This window comes from Enterobacter cloacae, assembly GCF_013375935.1.
In the GTDB taxonomy this organism is placed as follows: Bacteria; Pseudomonadota; Gammaproteobacteria; order Enterobacterales; family Enterobacteriaceae; genus Enterobacter; species Enterobacter pasteurii.
This window is the reverse complement of sequence record NZ_CP056117.1, coordinates 1264816-1289303: the sequence shown is the minus strand read 5'-3', so window position 1 is coordinate 1289303 and position 24488 is coordinate 1264816. Positions and strand designations below refer to the sequence as shown.

Here is a 24488-nt window from a genome sequence, read left to right as displayed (position 1 = left end):
CCGGTTGAAGGCTGGCAGGCCGGGTAAGCGTTAGCGCCACCCGGCTACTGTTTATGACATTAGCGGCAAAAGCTGCTGATAGATTTTGCGGAACACGTCCCGTCTTTCGGCATAGCGGGCGTGGTTTTTCGCATCGGGAAGATGCTGCTGTTCAAGCGGCAGCTGCGGCAAAAGCTGGTTCAGTGGCTTATCCGGATTAAGCGCAATTTGCGCCAGTCGCGCCGCACCGAGCGCAGGGCCGACGTCTCCCCCGGTGCGGTAGTCCAGCGTGAGTCCGCTGATATCGCAAAGCATTTGCCGCCAGTAGCTGCTGCGCGCACCGCCCCCAATGAGCGTAATGCTGGATGGCTTCAGGCCACAGTCATGCACCACATCCATTCCGTCCGCCAGCGCATAACCGACACCTTCAAGCACCGCGTGCGCCAGCTCCGCCGGGCCGTGCTGATGGGTAAGACCGAAGAATACCCCTTTCGCTTCCGGATTGTTGTGCGGTGTCCGCTCGCCGGAAAGATAGGGTAAAAACCAGACCGCACCGGCATTTTCATCCGCCTGCTGTGCCGCTGCGATAAGCGCAGGGACGTCCGCCATTCCGGTGAGCTTCGCCGCCCAGTCCAGGCAGGACGCCGCGCTCAGCATCACCGACATCAGATGCCATTTTCCCGGCAGCGCGTGGCAGAAGCTGTGTACGGCACTTTCAGGGTTACTTCGATAGCCGTCACTCACGGCAAAATAGACGCCAGAAGTGCCGAGTGAGAGCATGGCATGCCCTGCGTCCACCATCCCTACGCCGACAGCACCCGCCGCGTTATCGCCACCGCCGGCAACAACCGGAACGGCCGGCATATTCCAGCGTTCGGCAATGGATGGCTGCAAAGCGCCCGTTATTTCACTGCCTTCGAACAGCGCAGGCATGTGCTCCCGCGTCAGATGGCAGGCATCGAGCATCGCCTCGCTCCAGTCCCGTTTCGCCACGTCGAGCCACAGGGTGCCGGCGGCGTCAGACATATCGCTGGCAAAATCCCCCGTCATGCGAAAACGCAGGTAGTCTTTTGGCAACAGAACCTTCGCCACCTGGCGGAAAACGTCGGGTTCATGGCGCTGCACCCACAGTAATTTGGGGGCTGTGAAGCCGGGCATCATCAGGTTGCCGGTGATGTCGCGGGACGTGGGCACGCGCTCTTCAAGCAGCGTGCACTCTTCTGCACAGCGCCCGTCATTCCAGAGAATCGCCGGGCGCAGGACGCGGTGCTGGCTATCCAGCAGCGTGGCGCCATGCATTTGCCCGGCAATGCCCAGCGCTTTCACGTCGCGCAGGCTGTGCTGCTCGCCCAACGCTTTCAATGCGCGATCCGTCGCCTGCCACCACTGCTCCGGATCCTGCTCAGACCACAGCGGATGCGGGCGTGAAACCTGTAGCTTTTCAGTCTGCGTTGCGACTACCTCGCCCTGCTCGCTTAACAGGATGGCTTTCACACCCGACGTGCCAAGATCGATCCCGATATACATTGCGGTGACTCCTTTGACAGAAATGCCCGGCAGCGCGCGGCGAGCCGGGCCTGTGTTTTTACTTATCGAACAGATAGTGGTTAACCAGATTTTCCAGCAGCTCCTGATGTCCGCTCTGATGCTGCGGCGCCAGCTGATGCTGTTCAGCGTACTTCGCGATCTCCGCAAGCGATAACTGACCTTTCAGTATTTGCTGGCCCAGCTCACTGTTCCATCCGCTGTAACGCTTCGCCACGCGCTTATCCAGCTCTCCGTCTTCAATCATACGGGCCGCCACTTTCAGCGCCAGCGCCATCGTGTCCATCGCCCCAATATGGCCGTAGAACAGATCGTATTTGTCGGTGCTCTGGCGACGCACTTTGGCGTCGAAGTTCAGGCCGCCGGTGGTGAAACCGCCCGCTTTGACGATTTCGTACATCACCAGCGCATTCTCTTCCACGCTGTTCGGGAACTGGTCGGTGTCCCAGCCCAGCTGCGGGTCGCCACGGTTCGCATCCACCGAGCCGAAGATACCCAGCGCAATCGCAGAGGCAATTTCGTGATGGAAGGAGTGGCCCGCCAGGGTGGCGTGGTTAGCCTCAATGTTCACTTTGATCTCTTTTTCCAGACCAAACTGCTTCAGGAAGCCATACACGGTGGCGACATCGTAGTCATACTGATGCTTGGTTGGCTCCTGCGGTTTTGGCTCAATCAGCAGCGTGCCGCGGAAGCCAATTTTGTGTTTGTGATCCACCACCATCTGCATGAAGCGGCCAATCTGCTCGCGCTCCTGACGCAGGTCGGTATTGAGCAGCGTTTCATAGCCTTCGCGACCGCCCCAGAGAACGTAGTTCTCACCACCCAGCTGATGCGTGGCGTTCATTGCGGTCACGACCTGAGTAGCCGCCCAGCTAAAGACTTCCGGGTCCGGGTTGGTTGCCGCACCCGCGCCGTAGCGGGGGTTAGTAAAGCAGTTAGCGGTACCCCAGAGCAGCTTCACGCCGCTTTGTTGCTGTTTTTCAGCCAGCACGTCGACCATCTGCGCAAAATTGTTCAGATACTCCTTCAGCGACGCCCCTTCCGGCGACACGTCCACGTCGTGGAAACAGTAGTACGGCACGTTCAGCTTATGGAAGAACTCGAACGCGACGTCGGCTTTACGCTTTGCCAGCTCGATGGCCTCGCCCGGCTGCTGCCAGGGGCGGTCAAAAGCGCCCACACCGAACATATCGGCACCGTTCCAGCAGAAGGTGTGCCAGTAACAGGCGGCAAAGCGCAAGTGATCTTCCATGCGCTTACCCAGCACCAGCTCATCCGGGTTGTAATGACGAAATGCTAAAGGATTGGTCGTTTTCGTGCCTTCGAAACGAACGCGATCGAGTTGGTCGAAATAAGCTTGCATATTGAGCTCCATAATCAGGGTATGCGGCGTGGTATTGCTTCTGGAGTAATAGTGAATAGACATTTTGGGTTGCTCAATTACGTTATTTCACACTGCTATTGAGAGAATGCACAACTGTGCGCTGGCTCGCAAAATAATGTGCAGACAAACTATTTTTCGGCGCATATTCCAGAATCAAATGTAATTAGTAGGTTACGCTTTTTAAAATCCGATCGCGGTCATAAATTCAGAAATAAACCAAATATCGTAATGAGAAGATAAAAATCTGTAATTGCCAGCAGGCCTTTCCACGTTAAAAATTTGCTGCGTCTCAGCAGTGAACGTTTCTTTTATCTCAGCTACACATACCCTACAAAAAGGCCTAATAATTATGAAGATAAAGAACCTGACCCTAACGCTCTGCACTACTCTCCTGCTTGCAAGCTTTGCCGGGCACGCCAAAGAGGTCAAAATCGGCATGGCGATTGACGACTTACGCCTGGAGCGCTGGCAAAAAGATCGCGATATCTTTGTTAAAAAAGCGGAATCTCTCGGTGCGGAGGTGTTCGTTCAGTCCGCTAACGGCAACGAAGAGACGCAAATGTCGCAAATCGAGAATATGATCAACCGGGGCGTCGATGTGCTGGTCATTATCCCGTATAACGGCCAGGTATTAAGCAACGTGGTGAAAGAAGCTAAACAGGAAGGCATAAAAGTTCTGGCCTATGACCGCATGATTAATAATGCGGATATTGATTATTATATTTCGTTCGACAATGAGAAAGTCGGTGAATTACAGGCTAAAAGCCTGGTGGCTAAAGTGCCGCAGGGAAATTATTTCCTGATGGGCGGCTCGCCGGTGGATAACAACGCCAAGCTGTTCCGCCAGGGACAAATGAAAGTGCTTAAGCCATATATCGACGAGGGCAAAATTAAAGTCGTCGGCGACCAGTGGGTTGACGGCTGGTTACCGGAAAACGCGCTGAAAATCATGGAAAACGCGCTAACCGCAAACAATAACAAAATCGACGCGGTGGTAGCCTCTAACGATGCCACGGCGGGGGGTGCCATTCAGGCGCTGAGCGCGCAGGGGCTTGCCGGAAAAGTCGCTATCTCCGGCCAGGATGCAGACCTTGCGGGTGTGAAACGCATTATCGCGGGCACCCAGACCATGACGGTTTATAAACCCATCACCGAGCTTGCCAATACGGCCGCTGAAATTGCCGTTGAGCTGGGCAATGGCCAACAGCCTAAAGCAGATGCAACGTTAAATAACGGCCTGAAAGACGTGCCTGCTCGCCTGTTAACCCCTATTGAAGTCAACAAAGAGAATATTGACGCCACGGTGGTAAAAGACGGTTTCCATAAGAAGAGTGAACTGTAATCCAGCGCAGCCCCTGCCCGGCAGGGGCGCATCGTTCTGCCCTGTTCATCTGTCGGGCTATGTGGAGCAGTTATGTCTTATTTACTTGAAATGAAAAGCATCACCAAAGTCTTCGGGGCGGTGAAAGCCGTCGACAATGTAAGCCTGCGCCTGAACTCTGGCGAGGTACTCTCCCTGTGCGGCGAAAATGGCTCGGGGAAATCCACCCTGATGAAAGTGTTGTGTGGGATCTACCCGCACGGCAGCTACGAGGGCGAAATCGTTTTTGCCGGTGAGGTGCTCCAGGCCACGCACATTCGCGATACCGAGCGTAAGGGCATCGCCATCATTCACCAGGAGCTGGCGCTGGTGAAGCACCTTACCGTGCTGGAAAATATCTTCCTCGGGGCCGAGCTCTCGCGCCATGGCGTGCTGGATTACGACACCATGACGCTGCGCTGCGAAAAGCTGCTGGCGCAGGTGAGCCTTACCATTTCACCGGATACCCGCGTAGGCGACCTGGGTCTGGGCCAGCAGCAGCTGGTGGAGATTGCCAAGGCGCTCAATAAACAGGTACGCCTGCTGATCCTCGATGAGCCGACCGCCTCGCTCACCGAACAGGAAACCGCCGTACTGCTCAACATCATCCGCGACCTGCAACATCACGGCATCGCCTGCATCTATATTTCGCACAAGCTCAACGAGGTCAAGGCCATTTCAGACACCATCTGCGTCATCCGCGACGGGCAGCACATCGGCACCCGTGAAGCGGAAGGCATGAGTGAGGATGACATCATCACCATGATGGTAGGCCGCGAACTGACCGCGCTGTACCCCAACGAACCGCACGCCATCGGCGAAGAGATCCTGCGCGTGGAAAACCTGACGGCGTGGCACCCCGTCAACCGCCACATCAGGCGCGTAAACAATATCTCCTTCTCGCTGCACCGCGGCGAAATCCTCGGCATTGCGGGTTTAGTGGGTGCCGGACGGACCGAGGCCGTGCAGTGTCTGTTTGGCGTCTGGCCCGGGCGCTGGGAAGGCACAATCTATATCGACGGCCAGCCGGTGAAAATCGACAACTGCCAGCAGGCCATTGCCAAAGGCATTGCCATGGTGCCTGAAGACCGCAAAAAAGACGGCATCGTGCCGGTGATGGCGGTGGGAAAAAATATCACGCTGGCGGCGCTCGGACAGTTTTCCGGCGCGCTGAGCAGCCTGGATGATGCCGCAGAACAGCAGTGTATTCTCCAGTCGCTCGCCAGGCTTAAGGTGAAAACGTCCTCACCGGAGCTGGCGATAGGGCGCCTGAGCGGCGGCAACCAGCAGAAGGCCATTCTGGCGCGCTGCCTGCTGCTTAATCCGCGCATTTTAATCCTGGATGAACCCACCCGCGGGATCGATATCGGCGCGAAGTATGAAATCTACAAGCTGATCAACCAGCTCGTGCAGCAAGGGATTGCCGTTATTGTCATCTCGTCTGAATTGCCGGAAGTGCTGGGGCTGAGCGACCGCGTGCTGGTCATGCACGAAGGGAAACTCAAAGCCAACCTGAACAACCAGAACCTGACGCAGGAGCAGGTGATGGAAGCTGCCTTAAGGAGCGAACGCCATGTCGAAAAGCAACCCGTCTGATATCAAAGTCGCTGTTCCGACGCCCGGTGCGTTCGCAGGACTTAAATCGCTGAATCTGCAAGTTTTTGTGATGATTGCAGCCATTATCGTCATCATGTTGTTCTTTACCTGGATGACCGATGGCTCCTATTTGAGCGCGCGTAACATCTCAAACCTGCTGCGTCAGACCGCCATCACCGGCATCCTGGCGGTGGGGATGGTATTCGTCATTATCTCAGCGGAAATTGACCTGTCGGTAGGATCGATGATGGGCCTGCTCGGCGGCGTGGCGGCCATCTTTGACGTCTGGCTCGGCTGGCCGCTGCCACTGACGATTGCGGTGACGCTGGTGCTGGGCCTGCTGCTTGGGGCATGGAATGGCTGGTGGGTGGCCTACCGTAAAGTCCCGTCGTTTATCGTCACCTTAGCGGGGATGCTGGCCTTCCGCGGCATTTTGATTGGTATTACCAACGGCACCACCGTCTCCCCCACCAGCGCCTCCATGTCCCAGATCGGCCAAAGCTACCTCTCAGACGGGGTCGGCTTTACGATCGGCGTGGTTGGGATGATGGCGTTTATCGCGTGGCAATGGCGTGGACGCATGCGTCGTCAGGCGCTGGGACTGGCCTCCCCTGCTTCAACCTCGGTTGTTGGCCGTCAGGCGCTTACCGCCGTAATTGTGCTGGGGGCCATCTGGCTGCTGAACGATTATCGCGGTGTCCCGACGCCCGTTCTGCTGCTGGCGCTGTTGCTGTTGGGTGGGATGTTTATGGCCACACGTACCGCCTTCGGTCGCCGTATTTATGCCATCGGCGGCAATCTTGAAGCCGCGCGTCTGTCGGGCATCAACGTGGAGCGCACCAAACTCGCCGTCTTTGCCATTAACGGGCTGATGGTGGCCATCGCCGGGCTAATCCTTAGCTCGCGTCTGGGCGCGGGTTCCCCCTCCGCCGGTAATATTGCCGAGCTGGATGCCATCGCCGCCTGCGTGATTGGCGGAACCAGCCTTGCCGGGGGCATTGGCAGCGTGGCGGGGGCGGTAATGGGCGCATTTATTATGGCTTCGCTGGATAACGGGATGAGTATGATGGACGTGCCGACGTTTTGGCAGTATATCGTCAAGGGTGCCATTCTTTTGCTGGCAGTCTGGATGGACTCTGCCACCAAGCGGCGCGCCTGATAACAGTATCGTGACTAATTTGGGAAAGTGAACCATGTTTGAAAAGCGTCACCGCATTACGTTGTTATTCAATGCCAATAAAGCCTATGACCGCCAGGTGGTTGAAGGGGTTGGTGAATATTTGCAGGCGTCGCAATCTGAATGGGATATTTTCATCGAAGAAGATTTCCGCACCCGTCTGGAGAACATTAAAGACTGGCTGGGAGATGGGGTCATCGCTGACTTTGACGATCCCGTGATTGAGCAACTGCTCAACGGCGTCGACGTCCCTATCGTGGGCGTTGGCGGCTCCTACCATTCGCCGGAACATTATCCCCCCGTCCATTACATCGCCACGGATAACCACGCCCTGGTCGAGGCCGCCTTTCTCCATCTAAAAGAGAAAGGCGTACATCGTTTTGCGTTTTACGGGCTGCCCGCCACCAGCGGAAAGCGCTGGGCGATGGAGCGCGAATATGCCTTCTGCCAGCTAGTGGCTCAGGAGAAGTACCGCGGCGTGGTGTATCAGGGGCTGGAAACTGCACCAGAAAACTGGCAGCACGCGCAAAACCGGCTGGCTGACTGGCTGCAAACGCTGCCGCCGCAGACCGGAATTATCGCCGTGACGGACGCCCGCGCCCGCCACGTACTGCAGGTATGCGAACATTTGCACATTCCGGTGCCTGAAAAGCTGTGCGTGATTGGTATCGATAACGAGGAGCTTACGCGCTATCTGTCTCGCGTGGCGCTCTCATCAGTGGCGCAGGGCACCCGTCAGATGGGCTATCAGGCCGCGAAGCTGCTGCACAGGCTGTTAGACAACGAGTCCCTTCCGCTTCAGCGCCAGCTGGTTCCGCCCGTTCGGGTGGTGGAGCGTCGTTCAACCGACTACCGTTCGTTAAACGATCCGGCCGTGATTCAGGCGATGCACTACATTCGTAACCACGCCTGCAAAGGGATTAAGGTCGATCAGGTGCTGGATTCGGTCGGCATTTCACGTTCGAATCTCGAGAAGCGGTTCAAGGAGGAAGTGGGCGAGACGATCCACGCCGTTATTCACGCGGAAAAGCTGGAGAAAGCTCGCAGTCTGCTGATCTCCACCTCACTGTCGATTAACGAGATTTCACAGATGTGCGGCTACCCGTCGTTACAGTATTTCTATTCGGTGTTCAGGAAAGAGTATGACACCACGCCGAAAGAGTACCGTGAACGGTACAGCGAAGTCCTGCTTTAGAAATAAGAACGCCTTCCGATGGAAGGCGTTTTTCATTACATGTGCGCGGCAATCAGACGCTGGTTATCCTGGTACATTGAGAACAGGTAGTTGTTGTAACGCTGTCCCTGGGTGGAATAACCTTTCAGCTTGTGGATCATCACCGTAGCCGTCACTTCCTGATCCGCCTTACGCAGCTGCGCGCGCGACTTACGGAACGAAGAGTAGGCCGGGTGGGTGTTCAGATTCACCACATAGGCATGTACGGAATCTTTAACCGATTCAAACTGTGAATAGCCCTTCACCTTGCCTGGCGCATTGGTGCAACGACCTTTTGCGCATTTCATACCAAACAGGTTGTTGTTGCTGCGGGCCAGCTTCGAGGTGCCCCAGCCGCTTTCAGCGGCGGCCATCGTCGCGACCATACTGCCCGGAATGATGTCAACGCGCTCTAACAGCGAGTTCCACGGCACGCGACGCGTGTTCCCGTTCCACTTCACCTTATAGCGTTTGGCAATGTCTTTCAGGCGCGTGCGCTCGGACGGCGACCAGCGGCTATCGTACTGTTTGGAGATCAGCCAGTTACGATCCGCCGTAATCGCGGCATTTTGACTTTTAATGTAAGGCATTACCGTCCGGAGAAACGCTTTTTTTCGTGGTGTCCCGGAAGGGTATTTTCGCAAATCAGGAAGTGAACTACTCTTTGCACTATTGCGAGAATACTCTTGTTTACTGCTAACCTTACTGCTTGTCGTCTTTATTACGTGGGCTTTCTTACTCGTTGTATCCGTGTGCGTCTTTGCAAGCACCTCACCTGAAAACGCCATGGTGAGTAACATGAGTATCGCGGCCCCATATCGTCGAATGGGAGTCGATATCATTAGGTCTCCTGGTCGGATATAAACATTCCAACACCTTATTTTGTTTAAAAATTTGAGAGCGGAATCTCAAATCATACCAAAAATAGTCCTCAAGAGCACGTATACAAATAGTCCAATTCCGAAACTATGTCATCCCGGACGTGCTCAATTAACCATCAATACTGAAAAAATGTGCGCGATATCGCAGATAACTGCCTAAATTTGCGCGGGATCACTCATCCCTTCGCGTCCTCCCGGCAGAAAGCGCCGCAGGAGGAGTTTTTCCCCTGAGCCGAATGGCACACTGGTTAAAAATGCCGCGACAGGAAAATGGAATGAAACGCACTGCATTAGCTTTTCTGATGTTACCCGCACTCGCCCATGCCGGCTGGTCATCGCCGGGGTTTGACGCGTTTAGCGCTGAAGGTACCGGCGTCTTTACCGGTCAGGCAACGCTTGCGAAGGGTACCCGTCCGCTGACGCTGAGTCTTGACAACGCGTGCTGGCAGCCGACGGGCGCAATTAAGCTCAATGAAATGCTGTCGCTCAAACCGTGCGAAGGCACGCCTCCTCAGTGGCGGGTATTCCGTGACGGTGATTACCAGATGCGTATCGATACGCGTTCGGGAACGCCAACTCTGATGCTGACGGTGCAAAGTGCGGCCCGGCAGCCCGTCGCAAACGTCATTCGCCAGTGTCCGAAGTGGGACGGGAAACCGCTCACCCTCGACGTGGCTGACACCTTCCCGGAAGGAACGGTGGTGCGTGATTTCTACAGCAAGCAGACCGCAACCGTCCTGAATGGCAAAGTCACCCTCCAGCCAGCCGCGAACAGCAACGGCCTGCTGCTGCTTGAGCGCGCCGAAACCGACAAACCCGCGCCGTTCAGCTGGCAAAACGCCACCGTCTATTTCGTGCTGACCGATCGCTTTGTGAATGGCGATCCCGCCAACGACAACAGCTACGGCCGCCATAAGGACGGGATGCAGGAGATTGGCACCTTCCACGGCGGCGATCTGAAGGGGCTGACCAGCAAGCTGGATTACCTCCAGCAGTTGGGCGTGAACGCGCTCTGGATAAGTTCTCCGCTGGAGCAGATCCACGGCTGGGTTGGCGGCGGAACCAAAGGAGATTTCCCCCACTACGCTTACCACGGCTATTACACCCAGGACTGGACGAAACTCGATGCCAACATGGGCAGCGAAGATGATTTACGCCAGCTTGTTGATGAAGCGCACAGGCGCGGTATCCGCATCCTGTTTGACATCGTCATGAACCACGCGGGCTATGCGACGCTTGCGGATATGCAGGAGTATCAATTTGGCGCGCTGTATGTGCAGGGCGATGAGCTGAAAAAAACGCTCGGCGAGCGCTGGACCGACTGGAAGCCAGGCGCGGGACAAAGCTGGCACAGCTTCAACGACTATATCAACTTCAGTGATAAGGCCGCGTGGGAAAAATGGTGGGGTAAAAAATGGATCCGCACCGATATCGGCGATTACGACAACCCCGGCTTCGACGATTTAACCATGTCCCTGGCGTTTCTGCCGGACCTGAAAACGGAATCGACCACGCCATCCGGCTTGCCCAACTTTTATCAACGCAAGCCCGACACCCGCGCAAAAGCGGTAGCCGGGTTTACGCCGCGCGATTACCTGACCCACTGGCTCAGCCAGTGGGTGCGTGATTACGGCATCGACGGTTTTCGGGTCGACACGGCAAAACACGTTGAGCATGGAGCCTGGCAGCAGCTGAAAGACCAGGCAAGCCAGGCGCTGGCCGCGTGGAAAGCCGCCAACCCCGACAAAAAACTCGATAATGCGCCGTTCTGGATGACCGGTGAATCCTGGGGCCACGGCGTAATGCAGAGCGATTATTATCGCCACGGCTTCGATGCGATGATCAACTTTGACTATCAGGAGCAGGCCGCGAAGGCGGTGGAGTGCCTGGCGGATATGGATTTAACCTGGCAGCAGATGGCCGAAAAGCTGCAAAGCTTTAACGTGCTGAGCTATCTCTCCTCGCACGATACGCGCCTGTTCCGGGAAGGCGGCCAGCGCGCCGCTGAGCTGCTGCTGCTGGCCCCGGGAAGCGTGCAGATCTTTTACGGCGATGAATCAGAGCGCCCCTTTGGCCCGACGGGCTCCGACCCGCTACAGGGCACCCGCTCGGATATGAACTGGCAGGACGTAACGGGTAAACAGGCCCTGACCGTCGCCCACTGGCAGCTTCTGGGGCAGTTCCGCGCCCGACATCCGGCGATGGGTGAAGGCAAGCAAACCACGCTTTCGCTGAAAGACGGGTATGGCTTTGTGCGCGAACATAAGGGCGATAAGGTGATGGTGGTGTGGGCGGGGAATCAGTAGGTCGCCTCCCCTCACCCTAACCCTCTCCCCAAAGGGAGAGGGGACTGCACGGCGAGGCCTTTCACCAGAATGATTCACTACACAAATCCAAACCCACAAGATAAAACAACAAATCCGACCACACCTCCCGATTTGCACCAGGACGGTGCTGGCGTTATGGTGACTGCCTTTCATCATAAGCCCGACAGATCACCTGCTATGACGTTTTCACTTTTCGGCGACAAATTTACCCGCCATTCAGGCATTACCCGCCTGATGGAGGACCTCAACGACGGGCTGCGCACGCCAGGCGCCATCATGCTCGGCGGCGGAAACCCGGCTCAGATTCCTGAGATGAATACTTACTTCCAGACGCTGCTGGCAGACATGCTGGAAAACGGTAAAGCGACCGATGCGCTGTGCAACTACGACGGCCCGCAGGGCAAAACAGAACTGCTGACGGTGCTGGCGGCGATGCTGCGGGAAGAGCTGGGTTGGGATATTGAACCACAGAATATTGCGCTAACAAACGGCAGCCAGAGCGCGTTTTTCTACTTGTTTAATCTGTTCGCCGGACGCCGCGCCGACGGCACCACGAAAAAAGTGCTGTTCCCGCTGGCGCCGGAGTATATCGGCTACGCCGATTCCGGCCTCGAAGAAGACCTGTTTGTCTCCGCGCGCCCGAACATTGAGCTGTTACCGGAAGGCCAGTTCAAATACCACGTCGATTTTGAACATCTGCATATCGGCGAAGAGACGGGCATGATCTGCGTGTCGCGTCCTACCAACCCGACGGGCAACGTGATCACCGACGAGGAGCTGATGAAGCTGGATGCGCTGGCGAATCAGCACGGTATTCCGCTGGTCATCGACAACGCCTATGGCGTCCCGTTCCCGGGAATTATCTTCAGCGACGCGCGCCCGCTGTGGAACCCGAACATCATCCTCTGCATGAGCCTTTCCAAACTGGGCCTGCCGGGCAGCCGCTGCGGCATTATTATCGCTAACGAAAAGATCATCACCGCCATTACCAACATGAACGGCATTATCAGCCTGTCCCCTGGCGGGATCGGCCCGGCGATGATGTGCGAAATGATCAAGCGTAACGACCTGCTGCGCCTGTCGAATGAGGTGATTAAGCCGTTTTACTCTCAGCGCGTTCAGGAAACCATCGCTATTCTGCGCCGCTATTTACCGGAAGAGCGCTGCCTGATCCACAAACCGGAAGGGGCGATTTTCCTGTGGCTGTGGTTTAAAGATCTGCCGATTACGACGGAGCTGCTCTATCAGCGCCTGAAAAAGCGTGGCGTGCTGATGGTGCCGGGGGATTACTTCTTCCCCGGGCTGGATAAGCCGTGGCCGCACACGCATCAGTGCATGCGCATGAACTACGTCCCGGACCCGGAAAAAATTGAAGCGGGCGTGAAAATTCTCGCCGAAGAGATTGAAAACGCCTGGCGCGAGGCCGGTTAATCAGACCTCAGGCCAGATTACGCAGCCGTTCAGCGCGTAATCTGGCAGGGTCGACGCAGCTCAACGCGCGGGTAGGACAGGCTTCAACGCAGGCGGGCCCGCCCTCGCGATGCGCGCATAAATCACATTTCAGCGCCCGAGCGCGTTCCGCCACGTACCGAACCTGCATCGCTCCGAACGGGCACGCCACCATACAGCTTTTACAGCCGATACAGCGCGCCTGATCCACCAGCCAGGCTCCCGCGGTGCGGCGAATTGCCCCCGTCGGGCAGACATTTGCACAGGGCGCATCCTCGCACTGATGGCAGCCCACGGCCGTAGTGAAAGTGCCACCCTTAACTACCCTGATGCGGGACGTCAATGCATCCGGCGCAGCGGCATCCTGGTGCGACATCATGCAAGCCACTTCACAGGTGCGGCACCCGATGCATTTTTCAGGATCCGCCAGGATAAATCGGTTCATCAGTTACGCCTCGCGTGCAGTAAAACCCGGTTCTGCGCACATCTTACAAAAGGTCTGAGGCAGCGAAGGTGTTATGGGTCAAAGAGGAGGCGCTCAGCCGGAATTAATATGTTCCTTACAGTACCGTCGTTTCCAGACGGCGGGGGTTAAGCCGGTATGCTTCGAGAAGATTTGCCGAAAATAGCCCACGTCATTAAAGCCGCAGCGGGCTGCCACCTCGGTTAACGAGGCCGCATCGTTCAGCAACAGCTTTTCCGCCGCCCTGACGCGCTGGCGATGGATGGCCTCCGTCAGCGTTAAATGGAATGTCCGGCGAAATACGCGCCCCAGATAATCCGCATTGCAGTGCAGCGCTTTTGCCAGCTGCGAGGTAGACATAGGCAAATGAAATTGCGTGCGGATAAGCTGCCTGGCCTTCCACGCTATTGCCGCTCCCGCGTCATCCGCGTTGTCTTCATATCCCGGCGAGAGCGATATTTGCTGCAAAATTAACAGCAACATCATCTCCAGCGCCTGACTGCGATGTAATTTTTCCTGCTCGCTTAAAAACTGACGAAATAACGCTATGACATAATCGGGATCGCGCACGTTACAGTGTTGTTCTATCGCCAGCGGCGCCGCGTTCGGCAATGCGGGAAATCGTTCATCCACCTCAAAGTGCAGCCAGTAAAATTTCAGTTCCTCGGGAAAATCCTCCACGCCCACGTGCCGTCGCTGCGGCCAGAGCAATAAACTCTCTCCGGCGTTAACCTGAAACTGCGTATTCTCCTCCTGGATCGTTAATGTCCCTTTTTCGACAAAAATAATCTCCCAGGAGGTTAATTTCCGGGCAGGATGACGCCCCACGCCCCGGGATATAAATAACCCGCCATTTTGTACCTTAATCGGAAGCGCTATGGATAAATTAAGCATGGATATTCATTTTTCCGCTTTTATGAGGGTGAATATTGCCTTTATTCCTTGATTATTAATAAATATCAGCTTAACGGCTCGATCAAACTCACACTTTTATCACAAGGTCGGAATCGTCACCTTTTTATACTTTTCCCTTCCCTTGTTGGTCTGCCCGTTGGATGCAGAATAAATGGGGTACCTACAAATACGATAAAAATCGTTAACGAGGAGTTACCCCATGACTTCCACACCGATTACAGACGCAGAAGTTGCCAAACAGACGGTCGATGACCGGCTGTCAGTCCGCGAAAAAATTGGCTACGGCCTGGGCGACGCGGGCGGAACGGTAATTACCTGCCTGATCATGAATTTTCTGACCTTTTTCTATACCGATGTTTTCGGCCTGACTCCCGCGCTCGTCGGCACGCTGTTCATTGCCCTGCGGGTATTCGACGCTATTTCCGATCCGGTGATGGGCGTGATTGCTGACCGCACCCAGAGCCGCTGGGGACGTTTTCGCCCCTGGCAGCTGTGGGTTGCGTTGCCCATCGGGATCGTCGGCGTACTGACCTTCACCGTTCCGGAAGCCAGCATGGGGGTGAAAATCGCCTGGGCGTTCGGCACCTATTTACTGCTGTCTGTAGGCTATACCGCCATCAACGTGCCGTACTGCGCCCTGATCAACACCATGACCACTCGCCATAACGAGGTGATCTCCTGCCAGTCATGGCGTTTTGTGCTGTGCGGCGTGGCGGGGTTTCTGGTCTCCGTTGGTCTGCCGTGGCTGGTGGCGGAGCTTGGTCAGGGCAATGCCGCTCGGGGCTATCAGCTGGGTGTTGGCGTGCTGTGCGCCATCGCCGTGGTGATGTTCCTGTGCTGCTTCTGCTGGGTGCGCGAGCGCGTCCCGCTGGCGCTGATGGGTAAATTCACGCTGCGCGAGCACCTGGCGGGCCTGCGTAAGAACGATCAGCTGCTGCTGATGCTGGTAATGTCGTTCCTGCTGATTAACGTCTTCAATATTCGAGGCGGCGGGTATATGTACTTCATTACCTACGTTCTCCAGGGCAGTACGGCGTATACCTCGCTGTTTTTCACCATGGTGACGTTTGCCGCCATTCTGGGCGCGGTGATCGTTAACCCGCTGTCGCGCCGTATTGATACCGTCAAACTCTACTACCGCACCAACCTTGTGCTCGCCGCACTTGCGGCAGGTATGTGGTTCCTGCCGGGTGGTCCGGCGCACCAGACGCTCTGGCTGATCGTCATCTTAAGCAACGGCGTGATCCTGGGCTTCACCCTGCCGCTGCACTTCTCGCTAATGGCCTTTGCGGACGACTACGGCGAATGGAAAACCGGCGTGCGCTCATCGGGAATGAACTTCGCCTTCAACCTGTTTTTCATCAAGCTCGCGTGGGCATCCAGCGCCGGGATCATCAGCCTGGTTTTCATCGCCGTGGCCTACCAGCCAGGCACCGGCAACCAGACGCCAGCCTCACTGCAGGGCATAACCGCCATGGAGACGCTGCTCCCTGCCCTTTTCCACCTGCTGCTGGCGTTCGCTATCCGTCGGTGCAGGCTTAACAATCCCATGATGTCGCGCATTGCTACCGACCTGCGCCAGCGTCATGTACCGTCCTGAGGAGAACGATATGTCCATAATGGAAGCCGACCTGCACAAGCTGAAAATCAACGACCCGTTTCTTGGTCAGTATCAACGCCTGGTTCGCGATGTGGTGATCCCCTACCAGTGGGATGCGCTGAACGACCGGGTGGCGGAGGCCGAGCCCAGCCACGCCATCACCAACTTCCGCATAGCGGCCGGTCTGGAACAGGGAGAGTTCTACGGAATGGTATTTCAGGACAGCGACGTGGCGAAATGGCTGGAAGCCGTGGCGTGGTCGCTGTGCCAGAAGCCCGACGCAGAGCTGGAAAAAACCGCCGACGAGGTAATTAAACTGGTCGCGGCGGCACAGTGTGAAGATGGCTACCTCAACACCTACTTTACGGTGAAAGCCCCCGAAGCGCGCTGGACCAATCTGGCCGAATGCCATGAACTGTATTGCGCCGGACATATGATTGAGGCGGGCGTGGCCTGGTTTCAGGGAACCGGTAAGCGCGACCTGCTGGACGTGGCGTGCAGGCTGGCGGACCATATCGACAGCGTGTTTGGCCCTGGTGACAGCCAGCTGCACGGCTATCCGGGCCATCCGGAAATCGAGCTGGCGCTGATGCGGCTGTACGACGTCACGCAGGAACCTCGTTACCTCAATCTGGTGAAATATTTTATTGAGGAACGCGGCGCGCAGCCTCACTTCTACGATATCGAATACGAGAAGCGCGGCAGAACGTCGTACTGGAACACCTATGGACCGGCGTGGATGGTTAACGACAAAGCCTATAGCCAGGCGCATCAGCCGCTTGCGGAACAACAAACGGCCATCGGCCACGCCGTGCGTTTTGTCTATCTGATGGCGGGCATGGCGCACCTGGCGCGCCTGAGCAACGACGAGGATAAACGCCAGGACTGCCTGCGGCTGTGGAACAATATGGCCCAGCGCCAGCTGTACATTACCGGCGGCATCGGCTCGCAAAGCAGCGGCGAGGCGTTCAGCAGCGATTACGATCTGCCCAACGATACGGTGTACGCGGAAAGCTGCGCCTCCATTGGCCTGATGATGTTTGCCCGGCGGATGCTGGAAATGGAGGCAGACAGCCGGTACGCCGACGTCATGGAGCGCGCGCTATACAATACGGTACTGGGTGGAATGGCGCTGGACGGGAAGCATTTTTTTTACGTGAATCCGCTGGAAGCACACCTAAAGACGCTGGCGTTTAACCATATCTATGACCACGTAAAACCGGTGCGCCAGCGCTGGTTCGGCTGCGCCTGCTGCCCGCCAAATATCGCCCGCGTGCTGACCTCGCTGGGACACTATATCTATACCGTTCGCCCGGATGCGCTGTTGATCAACCTGTACGTGGGGAACGACGTCGCCATACCGGTTGGGGATAAGACCCTGCAGCTGCGAATTAGCGGTAACTATCCGTGGCAGGAACAGGTCAAAATCGAGATAACGTCGCCTGTTCCGGTCACCCACACGCTGGCCCTGAGGCTCCCGGACTGGTGCGCGCAACCGGCCGTTTCGCTGAACGGAGAAGCCCTTTCAGGCGAGGTATCCCGCGGTTACGTTTACCTCAACCGACGCTGGCAGGAAGGCGACACGCTGACCCTGACGTTACCCATGCCGGTTCGCCGCGTGTATGGCAACCCGCATGTGCGCCAGCAGGCGGGGAAGGTCGCCATTCAGCGCGGGCCGCTGGTGTACTGCCTTGAGGAAGCCGATAACGGCGCCGGTCTGCACCATCTTTCTTTGCCTTCGGACAGCAAGTTCCGGGTGTTTGAAGGGAAAGGCATTTTCGCGCACAAGATACTGATACAGGCAGAAGGGAGCGGTTACCACGCGAAGGACACCGACGCGCTATGGCAATACGACCGCTCACCGGTACAACGTCAGCCCCAGACGTTGACCTTTATACCCTGGTTTAGCTGGGCAAACCGGGGAGAAGGAGAAATGCGCATATGGGTTAATGAAGGCTGAACAGCTGCGGCCTGTTGCCCTCACCCTCTCTCACGGGAGAAGGAGTAGGCCAGCTCAGGCCGTTCACGGACGGCCTGAGCCGGAAGTTTAAAACAGCCCCAGCGGTTTATCGGAGTAGCTCACCAGCAGGCATTTGGTCTGCTGGTAATGTTCCAGCATCATCTTATGGGTTTCTCGTCCGATGCCCGACTGCTTGTACCCGCCAAACGCCGCGTGAGCCGGATAGGCGTGGTAGCAGTTGGTCCATACGCGTCCGGCCTGAATGCCGCGCCCCATCTTATAGGCCAGATTACCGTTACGGCTCCAGACGCCCGCCCCCAGGCCGTACTGCGTGTCGTTGGCGATCTCCAGCGCCTCCTCCATCGTTTTGAACGTGGTTACGGCCAGCACCGGCCCAAAAATTTCCTCCTGGAAAACACGCATGTTGTTTTTACCGAACAGGATGGTCGGCTCAAGGTAGTAGCCCTCCTGTAAATCGCCGCCCAGCATCTTGCGGCGGCCGCCGGTCAGAACGTCGGCGCCCTCATTCTTACCAATATCGATGTAGTTGAGGATGGTTTCCAGCTGGCCATGCGATACCTGCGCCCCCATCTGGGTGACGTTATCGAGCGGGTTACCGCTGCGAATCGACTCCACGCGCCTGATTGCCCGCTCCATAAAGCGCTCATAAATGGACTCCTGCACCAGCGCGCGGCTCGGGCAGGTACAGACTTCGCCCTGGTTAAAGGCAAACAGCGCAAACCCTTCCAGCGCCTTGTCGAAGAAGGCATCTTCTTCATCCATCACGTCGGCAAAGAAGATGTTTGGCGATTTCCCGCCCAGCTCCAGCGTGACCGGAATGATGTTTTGCGTCGCGTACTGCATGATCTGCTGGCCCACTTCCGTTGAGCCGGTGAACGCCACTTTGGCGATACGTTTTGAGGTTGCCAGATACTCGCCAATCTCTCCCCCGGCCCCGTTGACCACGTTGATGACTCCCGGCGGCAACAGGTCGCCAATCACCTCCATCAGCAGCAGCACCGAAAGCGGCGTTAAGCGTGCGGGCTTCAGCACAACGCAGTTCCCCGCCGCCAGCGCCGGGGCCATCTTCCAGCTCGCCATCAGCAGCGGGAAATTCCAGGGAATGATTTGCCCCACCACGCCGAGCGGCTCGTGGAAGTGATACGCCACGGTATCGCTGTCCACCTCGCTGATCCCGCCCTCCTGGGCGCGAATGCAGGACGCAAAATAGCGGAAATGGTCAATCGCCAGCGGGACGTCCGCCGCCATGGTTTCCCGGATCGGCTTACCGTTGTCCCACGTTTCCGCGGTCGCCAGCAGCTCCAGATTCTGCTCCATGCGATCGGCGATTTTGAACAATATGGCCGCCCTGTCCTGAACGGAGGTGTGCGCCCATTTATCTTTCACCTTATGCGCCGCGTCCAGCGCCAGATCGATATCCCGCCTGCCCGAGCTGGCAATTTCACACAGCGGCTGGCCGGTGACGGGCGTCAGGTTGGAATAGTATTCACCGTCGACGGGTGCCACCCAGTCGCCGCCGATAAAGTTGTCATAGCGGGGCTTAAGCTTAAGGGGAAAACCATACTCGCCAGGCTGGATGCGCGATGAGGGAGGATTGTTTGTCATGTCCGTCTCCTTGCTGTTGGTGTACAACAAGGGTAGTTCCGGCTGGTGATTTTCTCGCCAGCCGGTAACGGGTTTACGAGCCGTATCACGGATTACCGTACTTTACGTTTCGTTTCTGCCGCCGGAGCCATACTTAATAGCTCAAGGGCTCATGAGGAACGATGTAATGCAGCTATTTATCGGCTTTGACGTGGGTGGAACCCATATCAAACACGGCGTAATTAACGAAAACGGCGAAGAACTGACATCCGATGAATATGATACGCCTGACGATGAAAGCACCTTCAAACAGAAGTGGAAGGCCGTGGTGGATGAGTACAGCCGGGAACATGACATCGTCGGAATCGGCGTAAGCTTTCCAGGGCATATCAATCACCACACCGGCGAAGCGGCCAAGGCCGGGGCGCTGGATTACCTTGACGGGGAAAACCTGTGCGAACTGTTCGCGGAGCTGACCGATCTCCCTGTGACAATCGAAAACGACGCTAACTGCGCGGCGCTGGGCGAGCGCTGGCAGGGCGCGGGTAAAGATTATGAGCATTTCGTCTGCATCACCATCGGTACCGGCATCGGCGGCGGTATCGTCATGGAGGGCGATCTCTACCGCGGGTCGCACTACCGGGCGGGTGAATTTGGCGTGCTGCCCGTGGGCAATGAGGGCGAGCCGATGCATGAAGTGGCGTCTGCCAGCGGCCTGATGAAAGCCTGCCGCCGCGCGCTGGCCGTGTCGGAGGACGAAATGCCTGACGGTGAGGAGCTGTTTAAGCGCATGGACAGCGACGTGCACCTGCGCGAGGCCATTGAGGAGTGGGCGCACTGTCTTTCGCGCGGCGTTTACAGCGTGATCTCCATGTTCGATCCGCAGGCGGTGCTGATTGGCGGCGGCATTAGCGAGCAGGAGAAAATCTATCTCCTGCTGGACAAATATCTACAGCGATTCGAGGAGTGGGAAGCGCTCCGGGTGCCCATCCTCCCCTGCGAGCTGGGTAACCAGGCGGGAAGGCTGGGCGCGGTCTGGCTGGCTAAACAGAAGCAGGCGCGCAGCGCTTAGCGCTTACGGGAACAGCTGCGCGTCGCGTAACACATGGTCATTGCCCCGGCGACGCGTAAACCCGATGCGGTTGAAGTACTCCAGGATCTGAATCGCCAGCTTGCGCCCCACGTTCAGCCGATCGCGGAAGTCGGCGGCGCAGGTCGATCCGCGCTCCCGATCCAGCTCCCGGATCAGGTTCGCGAACGCCACGATCCGATCGTTGCGGTAATAACGATCTTTCACGATCGCCACAATCATGCCCTGCTGCGCCGCATGGCGCAGCACCTGACGCATCAGCTGCTCATCGGTACCGGTTTCACGCGCCAGATCGCGCACCCACCAGGGTTCATCGCCAAACAGCGCCGCCACTTTCTGCCAGACCGCTTCCTGGTCGGCGGTAAAACCGGCCTTGTGATCGGGCAGGTGCAGCCAGCCGTGGTGGCTTGCGATCGCCCCGCTGGCGCGCATGTTTTCAATCAGCAGCAGCACCAGCGCGTCGTCTTCCATAGGCAACGCCATGCGCCGCAGACGTTCACGGCCCGGGCCTGGCTCATCCTGATGCTGTTCGTGGTAGTTCGCCAGCGTGCTCAGCACTTTGCGCTGCCAGCCCGCCGCCACCGGCGCATTCAGCAGGCTGTTACCGGCCTGAATAAAGCCGGGCTCCTGCGTCAGGAGGCGCAGCCCTTCGCCGCTGAGCTGGCGCGCCCAGGCGAACGCGGTCAGATCCACCGCACCGCGCTCAAGATGGGCATCTAACGTGGATTTATCATCATGGGCCCTGGCCAGCGCGGCCAGCCACTGTAAATACTCGGGCTTACGCTTGCCGCGACGGGGCGGATTCAGCATTACCACGCGGGCGCCCGCCAGGGTTTCGCGCGCGGAGATGTCACGCAGAACCAGGCGGTCGTTATCCGCAAGCCAGAGCGGGGAATCGAACACCAGCTCGGCGAGATCGTTTTCCAGCAGCGACACGCGGCCGGTGATATGGCTGGCCGCGTGGTGGATGTGCAGCGGCTGCCACTGGGCCAGCGGCGTGTGGGTCTGAAGAGAGACGATTACACGCTCAGACGGCTCTGGCGGGGCGTCAGCCATCAGCCAGTCGCCGCGGCTGAGCTGCTCTTTCTCCGCATCACCCGCAATGTTCAGGGCGATACGCTGCCCGGCGTGGGCCCGCTCTACCGGCTGGTTTTGCGCATGCAGCCCGCGCACGCGCATGGGTTTGCTAACGCCCGTCAGCCACAGGGTATCGCCCACGTTAACTTCCCCGCTCAGCGCGGTGCCGGTTACCACCAGCCCCGCCCCCTTAACGGTAAACGCCCTGTCGATGGCCAGGCGGAAGCGGTGATGGCCGGCATGCTCACGAGACGGGATCTGCTGCAAATGGTCGCGAAGGGCGTCGATACCGCGCCCTTCTGTCGCCACGGTGACGAAAAGTGCAGCATCCATAAAACCATATTCGCGTAGCGTCGCCTGCAGCTCAGCGCGTACCTCGTCGATACGCGCGTCGTCCACGCGGTCCGCTTTGGTGAGGGCTACGGTTAACTGCGGGTTTCCCGTCAGCTGGAGGATCGCCAGATGCTCGCGCGTTTGCGCCATCACGCCGTCGTCGCACGCGACCACCAGCAGAGCGTGATCGATACCGCCCACGCCCGCGAGCATATTGGAAAGAAACTTTTCGTGGCCGGGCACGTCAATAAAGCCCAGCACGCGGCCATCGGGCTGCGGCCAGTAGGCATAGCCCAGGTCAATGGTCATGCCGCGCTTTTTCTCTTCCGGCAGACGGTCGGCATTTACGCCCGTAATCGCCTGCAGTAACGTGGTTTTGCCGTGGTCAACGTGACCGGCGGTGGCAATAATCATTTCAACATCATCTCCAGAAACCGCACTTCATCTTCAAGACAGCGTAAATCCAGCCACAGGCGACCATCACCGATACGGCCAATGACCGGCGTCGGTAAGGCGCGCCAGCGCGCCGACAGCGCCTCAAGCTGGCTTCCGCGCCCGTCGCGCGGGGTGAACGTCAGCGCTTCGCTCGGCAGCCGGTCCACGGGCAGCGAGCCGCTGCCAATTTGCGAAAGGCAGGGTTCACTCCGCACCTCGAACTCAGGGTAATGCGGCGCAACCTGCGGCAGCAGCCTTTGCGCCTGCGCGCGAATGGAAGCCGCATCACGGCTTAACAACCGCAGCGTGGGCAGGCGGTCAGCCAGTTTTTCCGGATGCAGATAGAGCCGCAGCGTCGCTTCCAGCGCGGCCAGCGTCATTTTATCGGCACGCAGGGCGCGCTTCAGCGGGTGCTGCTGTAGCTGCGCAATCAGCTCGCGCTTGCCGACAATAATTCCCGCCTGCGGCCCGCCCAGCAGCTTGTCGCCGGAGAAACTGACCAGGCTCACGCCGGCGGCGATCGCCTCCTGCACCATTGGCTCTTTTGGCAAACCGTACTGGCGCATATCCACCAGCGAACCGCTGCCCAGATCGGCTATGACCGGCACGCCGAGCTCGCGCCCGATGGCGGCCAGCCCGGCTTCTTCCACCGTTTTGGTAAACCCTTCGATGTGGTAATTGCTGGTATGCACCTTCATCAGCAGCGCGGTGTTCTCATTTACCGCGGCACGATAATCTTTTGCATGGGTGCGGTTGGTCGTGCCCACCTCATGCAGCGTGCATCCCGCCTGGCGCATCACATCCGGAATACGAAACGCCCCGCCAATTTCGACCAGCTCGCCGCGGGATACTACAACCTCTTTCCCGCTCGCGGTGGCCGCCAGCATCAGCAGCACCGCCGCCGCGTTGTTATTCACAATGCAGGCATCTTCCGCGCCAGTAATCTGGCAGAGAAGATCCGCCAGCGCGCGATCGCGATGCCCGCGCCCGGCGCCGTCCAGATCGTACTCCAGCGTCACCGGCGAGCGCATGGCCTGGGCCACTGCCTCAATGGCGTCTTCCGCCTGCTGTGCCCGGCCGAGATTGGTGTGCAGTACCGTGCCCGTCAGGTTAATAACGGGGCGCAAGGCGCTTTGCGCGTGCTCGCTCAGCCTGCGTTCAACCTCCTGCACCCACCCCGCGCACCAGCCGGGAAGCGCGTTTTCAGCCTGAATATGGCGACGCGCGTCGCCCTGAAGCTGGCGTAGCATGTCGACCGTCGCAGCGTGGCCGAACCGCGCCAGCACCGCGGCAATGTTCGGATCTCGAAGCAGACGATCGGTTGCGGGGATCTGGCTGTAGAGGGAATGATGAGTAGTCATGAATGCGCCTGGCGAGTAAATATCTTCCCCCCTCCCAACGGGAGAGGGAGTTAACATGTGGGGGGATTGTACCGCCTCCCGCCAGGAAGTGTTATAACCCGCGTCAAGCCTTTGGTGGTTCAGTACGGGCAAAACTTTCGCGCTGGAAGAGCGTCTCCGCGAGTTTGACCAGCAGGGGACGATCCACGCACCAGCCGGGGGAGACGCGGCGGAAATTGAGGTAGCCAATGGCGCAGGCGATGGCAATCGTCGCCAGATTCAGGCTATCGCTTTGAATTTTGCCGTCGCGGATCAGCTGTTCGCACATATCGAGGCTGCGGCTGATTTTTTCACGCTGGCGCAGCAGTTCGTTCTCTGACTGCTGTGCGGCAGGCCTTGCCTGCTCGCGCACGGAGGCTAGCGCCGCATCCATAATGCCATCCGCCAGGGCCTCGATTTGCTTCATCGCCAGCGCCGCTTTGGGATCCGCTGGCAGCATAGCTGGTGCAACGCCGAGCAGCTCGACGTACTCCGCAATAATTGGGGAGTCAAACCAGTAGTCGCCCTCGTCCGTTACCAGCGCCGGAACTTTCCCCAGCGGGTTGTACTGCGCAACGCCGTTCTCAGCGCTGTACGGCTGTTCATTCACAAATTCAAATTCGATCCCTTTCTCCAGCAGGAGAATCGAAATTTTACGCACGAAAGGACTGGTATAACTGCCGATGAGTTTCATTGCTTATCCTTAATGCCCACAAAGAG

18 protein-coding genes are annotated in these 24488 nt (G+C 57.8%); 9 read left to right on the top strand and 9 right to left on the bottom strand.

Annotated features, from left to right (window positions below):
* Positions 1-51: 51 nt before the first annotated feature.
* Both xylB and xylA read right to left on the bottom strand, forming a co-directional pair.
* A complete protein-coding gene (gene xylB / locus HWQ14_RS06050) occupies positions 52-1506 on the bottom strand; it encodes a xylulokinase (RefSeq protein WP_176609228.1) in 1455 nt (484 codons plus the stop codon).
* Positions 1507-1564: 58 nt separating this feature from the next.
* Positions 1565-2887 (bottom strand): xylose isomerase, encoded by a 1323-nt coding sequence (gene xylA, locus HWQ14_RS06045; RefSeq protein ID WP_148422505.1) that lies wholly within the window; start codon positions 2885-2887, stop codon positions 1565-1567.
* A 370-nt stretch (positions 2888-3257) separates the two neighbouring features.
* On the opposite strand from xylA, the gene xylF reads away from it, so the two are divergent.
* The 4 genes from xylF (at position 3258) to xylR (ending at position 8236) form a co-directional block, all read left to right on the top strand.
* A complete protein-coding gene (gene xylF / locus HWQ14_RS06040) occupies positions 3258-4250 on the top strand; it encodes a D-xylose ABC transporter substrate-binding protein (RefSeq protein WP_176609227.1) in 993 nt (330 codons plus the stop codon).
* 72 nt (positions 4251-4322) lie between these two features.
* Positions 4323-5864 carry a xylose ABC transporter ATP-binding protein gene (locus HWQ14_RS06035; RefSeq protein ID WP_176609226.1) on the top strand — a complete coding sequence of 514 codons (1542 nt, stop codon included), beginning with the start codon at positions 4323-4325 and terminating at the stop codon, positions 5862-5864.
* Entirely contained in the window at positions 5842-7023 is a 1182-nt protein-coding gene (xylH, locus tag HWQ14_RS06030) for a xylose ABC transporter permease XylH (RefSeq protein ID WP_148422491.1), read from the top strand. Before HWQ14_RS06035 ends, xylH begins: the two co-directional genes overlap by 23 nt.
* Before the next feature lie 34 nt (positions 7024-7057).
* On the top strand, positions 7058-8236 hold the full coding sequence (gene xylR, locus HWQ14_RS06025; protein ID WP_148422490.1) for a D-xylose utilization transcriptional activator XylR: 1179 nt from the start codon (positions 7058-7060) through the stop codon (positions 8234-8236).
* A 35-nt stretch (positions 8237-8271) separates the two neighbouring features.
* On the opposite strand, the gene HWQ14_RS06020 is transcribed toward xylR, so the two are convergent.
* Complete coding sequence (locus HWQ14_RS06020; RefSeq protein WP_176609225.1) at positions 8272-9096, bottom strand: protein bax; 825 nt, start codon at positions 9094-9096, stop codon at positions 8272-8274.
* Between the two features lie 314 nt (positions 9097-9410).
* Between HWQ14_RS06020 and HWQ14_RS06015 the strand changes: the two genes are divergently transcribed.
* Positions 9411-11441 (top strand): alpha-amylase, encoded by a 2031-nt coding sequence (locus HWQ14_RS06015; RefSeq protein ID WP_176609224.1) that lies wholly within the window; start codon positions 9411-9413, stop codon positions 11439-11441.
* 198 nt (positions 11442-11639) lie between these two features.
* The gene (gene avtA / locus HWQ14_RS06010; RefSeq protein ID WP_148422487.1) at positions 11640-12893 is read left to right on the top strand and encodes a valine--pyruvate transaminase; all 1254 of its coding nucleotides are present in this window, start codon (positions 11640-11642) and stop codon (positions 12891-12893) included.
* A 7-nt stretch (positions 12894-12900) separates the two neighbouring features.
* Here the strand turns inward: avtA and HWQ14_RS06005 are convergent, their stop codons facing one another.
* Together HWQ14_RS06005 and HWQ14_RS06000 are read right to left on the bottom strand one after the other, a co-directional pair.
* Positions 12901-13356, bottom strand: a complete 456-nt coding sequence (locus tag HWQ14_RS06005; RefSeq protein ID WP_148422486.1) for a 4Fe-4S dicluster domain-containing protein — start codon at positions 13354-13356, stop codon at positions 12901-12903.
* Positions 13357-13449: 93 nt separating this feature from the next.
* The gene (locus tag HWQ14_RS06000) at positions 13450-14268 is read right to left on the bottom strand and encodes a helix-turn-helix domain-containing protein (RefSeq protein WP_176609223.1); all 819 of its coding nucleotides are present in this window, start codon (positions 14266-14268) and stop codon (positions 13450-13452) included.
* A gap of 220 nt (positions 14269-14488) precedes the next feature.
* Here HWQ14_RS06000 and HWQ14_RS05995 point away from each other — a divergent pair, with 220 nt between their 5' ends.
* Both HWQ14_RS05995 and HWQ14_RS05990 read left to right on the top strand, forming a co-directional pair.
* Positions 14489-15889, top strand: coding sequence for an MFS transporter (locus HWQ14_RS05995; protein WP_176609222.1), 1401 nt, complete (start codon positions 14489-14491; stop codon positions 15887-15889).
* Positions 15890-15899: 10 nt separating this feature from the next.
* A complete protein-coding gene (locus HWQ14_RS05990) occupies positions 15900-17849 on the top strand; it encodes a glycoside hydrolase family 127 protein (RefSeq protein ID WP_176609221.1) in 1950 nt (649 codons plus the stop codon).
* 87 nt (positions 17850-17936) lie between these two features.
* Here HWQ14_RS05990 and aldB read toward each other — a convergent pair whose 3' ends face one another.
* Complete coding sequence (aldB, locus tag HWQ14_RS05985; protein ID WP_176609220.1) at positions 17937-19475, bottom strand: aldehyde dehydrogenase AldB; 1539 nt, start codon at positions 19473-19475, stop codon at positions 17937-17939.
* A gap of 166 nt (positions 19476-19641) precedes the next feature.
* Between aldB and HWQ14_RS05980 the strand changes: the two genes are divergently transcribed.
* Positions 19642-20526, top strand: a complete 885-nt coding sequence (locus HWQ14_RS05980; RefSeq protein WP_176609219.1) for an ROK family protein — start codon at positions 19642-19644, stop codon at positions 20524-20526.
* A 3-nt stretch (positions 20527-20529) separates the two neighbouring features.
* Here the strand turns inward: HWQ14_RS05980 and selB are convergent, their stop codons facing one another.
* The 3 genes from selB to HWQ14_RS05965 all read right to left on the bottom strand — a co-directional run bounded on the left by selB (position 20530) and on the right by HWQ14_RS05965 (position 24462).
* Complete coding sequence (gene selB, locus HWQ14_RS05975; protein ID WP_176609218.1) at positions 20530-22368, bottom strand: selenocysteine-specific translation elongation factor; 1839 nt, start codon at positions 22366-22368, stop codon at positions 20530-20532.
* Positions 22365-23750, bottom strand: coding sequence for an L-seryl-tRNA(Sec) selenium transferase (selA, locus tag HWQ14_RS05970; RefSeq protein ID WP_176609217.1), 1386 nt, complete (start codon positions 23748-23750; stop codon positions 22365-22367). The genes selB and selA overlap by 4 nt, the downstream gene beginning before the upstream one ends.
* Positions 23751-23853: 103 nt before the next feature.
* A complete protein-coding gene (locus HWQ14_RS05965) occupies positions 23854-24462 on the bottom strand; it encodes a glutathione S-transferase (protein ID WP_148422480.1) in 609 nt (202 codons plus the stop codon).
* Positions 24463-24488 lie beyond the last annotated feature (26 nt).

What these genes read in the sequence shown, in the direction of transcription:
- HWQ14_RS06035 (WP_176609226.1), top strand. Translation starts at nt 4,323, where the DNA reads ATGTCTTATTTACTTGAAATGAAAAGCATCACCAAAGTCTTCGGGGCG.
- xylR (WP_148422490.1), top strand. Translation starts at nt 7,058, where the DNA reads ATGTTTGAAAAGCGTCACCGCATTACGTTGTTATTCAATGCCAATAAA.
- HWQ14_RS06015 (WP_176609224.1), top strand. Translation starts at nt 9,411, where the DNA reads ATGAAACGCACTGCATTAGCTTTTCTGATGTTACCCGCACTCGCCCAT.
- avtA (WP_148422487.1), top strand. Translation starts at nt 11,640, where the DNA reads ATGACGTTTTCACTTTTCGGCGACAAATTTACCCGCCATTCAGGCATT.
- HWQ14_RS05990 (WP_176609221.1), top strand. Translation starts at nt 15,900, where the DNA reads ATGTCCATAATGGAAGCCGACCTGCACAAGCTGAAAATCAACGACCCG.
- selB (WP_176609218.1), bottom strand. Translation starts at nt 22,368, where the DNA reads ATGATTATTGCCACCGCCGGTCACGTTGACCACGGCAAAACCACGTTA.
- HWQ14_RS06005 (WP_148422486.1), bottom strand. Translation starts at nt 13,356, where the DNA reads ATGAACCGATTTATCCTGGCGGATCCTGAAAAATGCATCGGGTGCCGC.
- HWQ14_RS05995 (WP_176609222.1), top strand. Translation starts at nt 14,489, where the DNA reads ATGACTTCCACACCGATTACAGACGCAGAAGTTGCCAAACAGACGGTC.
- HWQ14_RS05965 (WP_148422480.1), bottom strand. Translation starts at nt 24,462, where the DNA reads ATGAAACTCATCGGCAGTTATACCAGTCCTTTCGTGCGTAAAATTTCG.
- HWQ14_RS05980 (WP_176609219.1), top strand. Translation starts at nt 19,642, where the DNA reads ATGCAGCTATTTATCGGCTTTGACGTGGGTGGAACCCATATCAAACAC.
- xylB (WP_176609228.1), bottom strand. Translation starts at nt 1,506, where the DNA reads ATGTATATCGGGATCGATCTTGGCACGTCGGGTGTGAAAGCCATCCTG.
- HWQ14_RS06020 (WP_176609225.1), bottom strand. Translation starts at nt 9,096, where the DNA reads ATGATATCGACTCCCATTCGACGATATGGGGCCGCGATACTCATGTTA.
- selA (WP_176609217.1), bottom strand. Translation starts at nt 23,750, where the DNA reads ATGACTACTCATCATTCCCTCTACAGCCAGATCCCCGCAACCGATCGT.
- xylA (WP_148422505.1), bottom strand. Translation starts at nt 2,887, where the DNA reads ATGCAAGCTTATTTCGACCAACTCGATCGCGTTCGTTTCGAAGGCACG.
- xylF (WP_176609227.1), top strand. Translation starts at nt 3,258, where the DNA reads ATGAAGATAAAGAACCTGACCCTAACGCTCTGCACTACTCTCCTGCTT.
- xylH (WP_148422491.1), top strand. Translation starts at nt 5,842, where the DNA reads ATGTCGAAAAGCAACCCGTCTGATATCAAAGTCGCTGTTCCGACGCCC.
- HWQ14_RS06000 (WP_176609223.1), bottom strand. Translation starts at nt 14,268, where the DNA reads ATGCTTAATTTATCCATAGCGCTTCCGATTAAGGTACAAAATGGCGGG.
- aldB (WP_176609220.1), bottom strand. Translation starts at nt 19,475, where the DNA reads ATGACAAACAATCCTCCCTCATCGCGCATCCAGCCTGGCGAGTATGGT.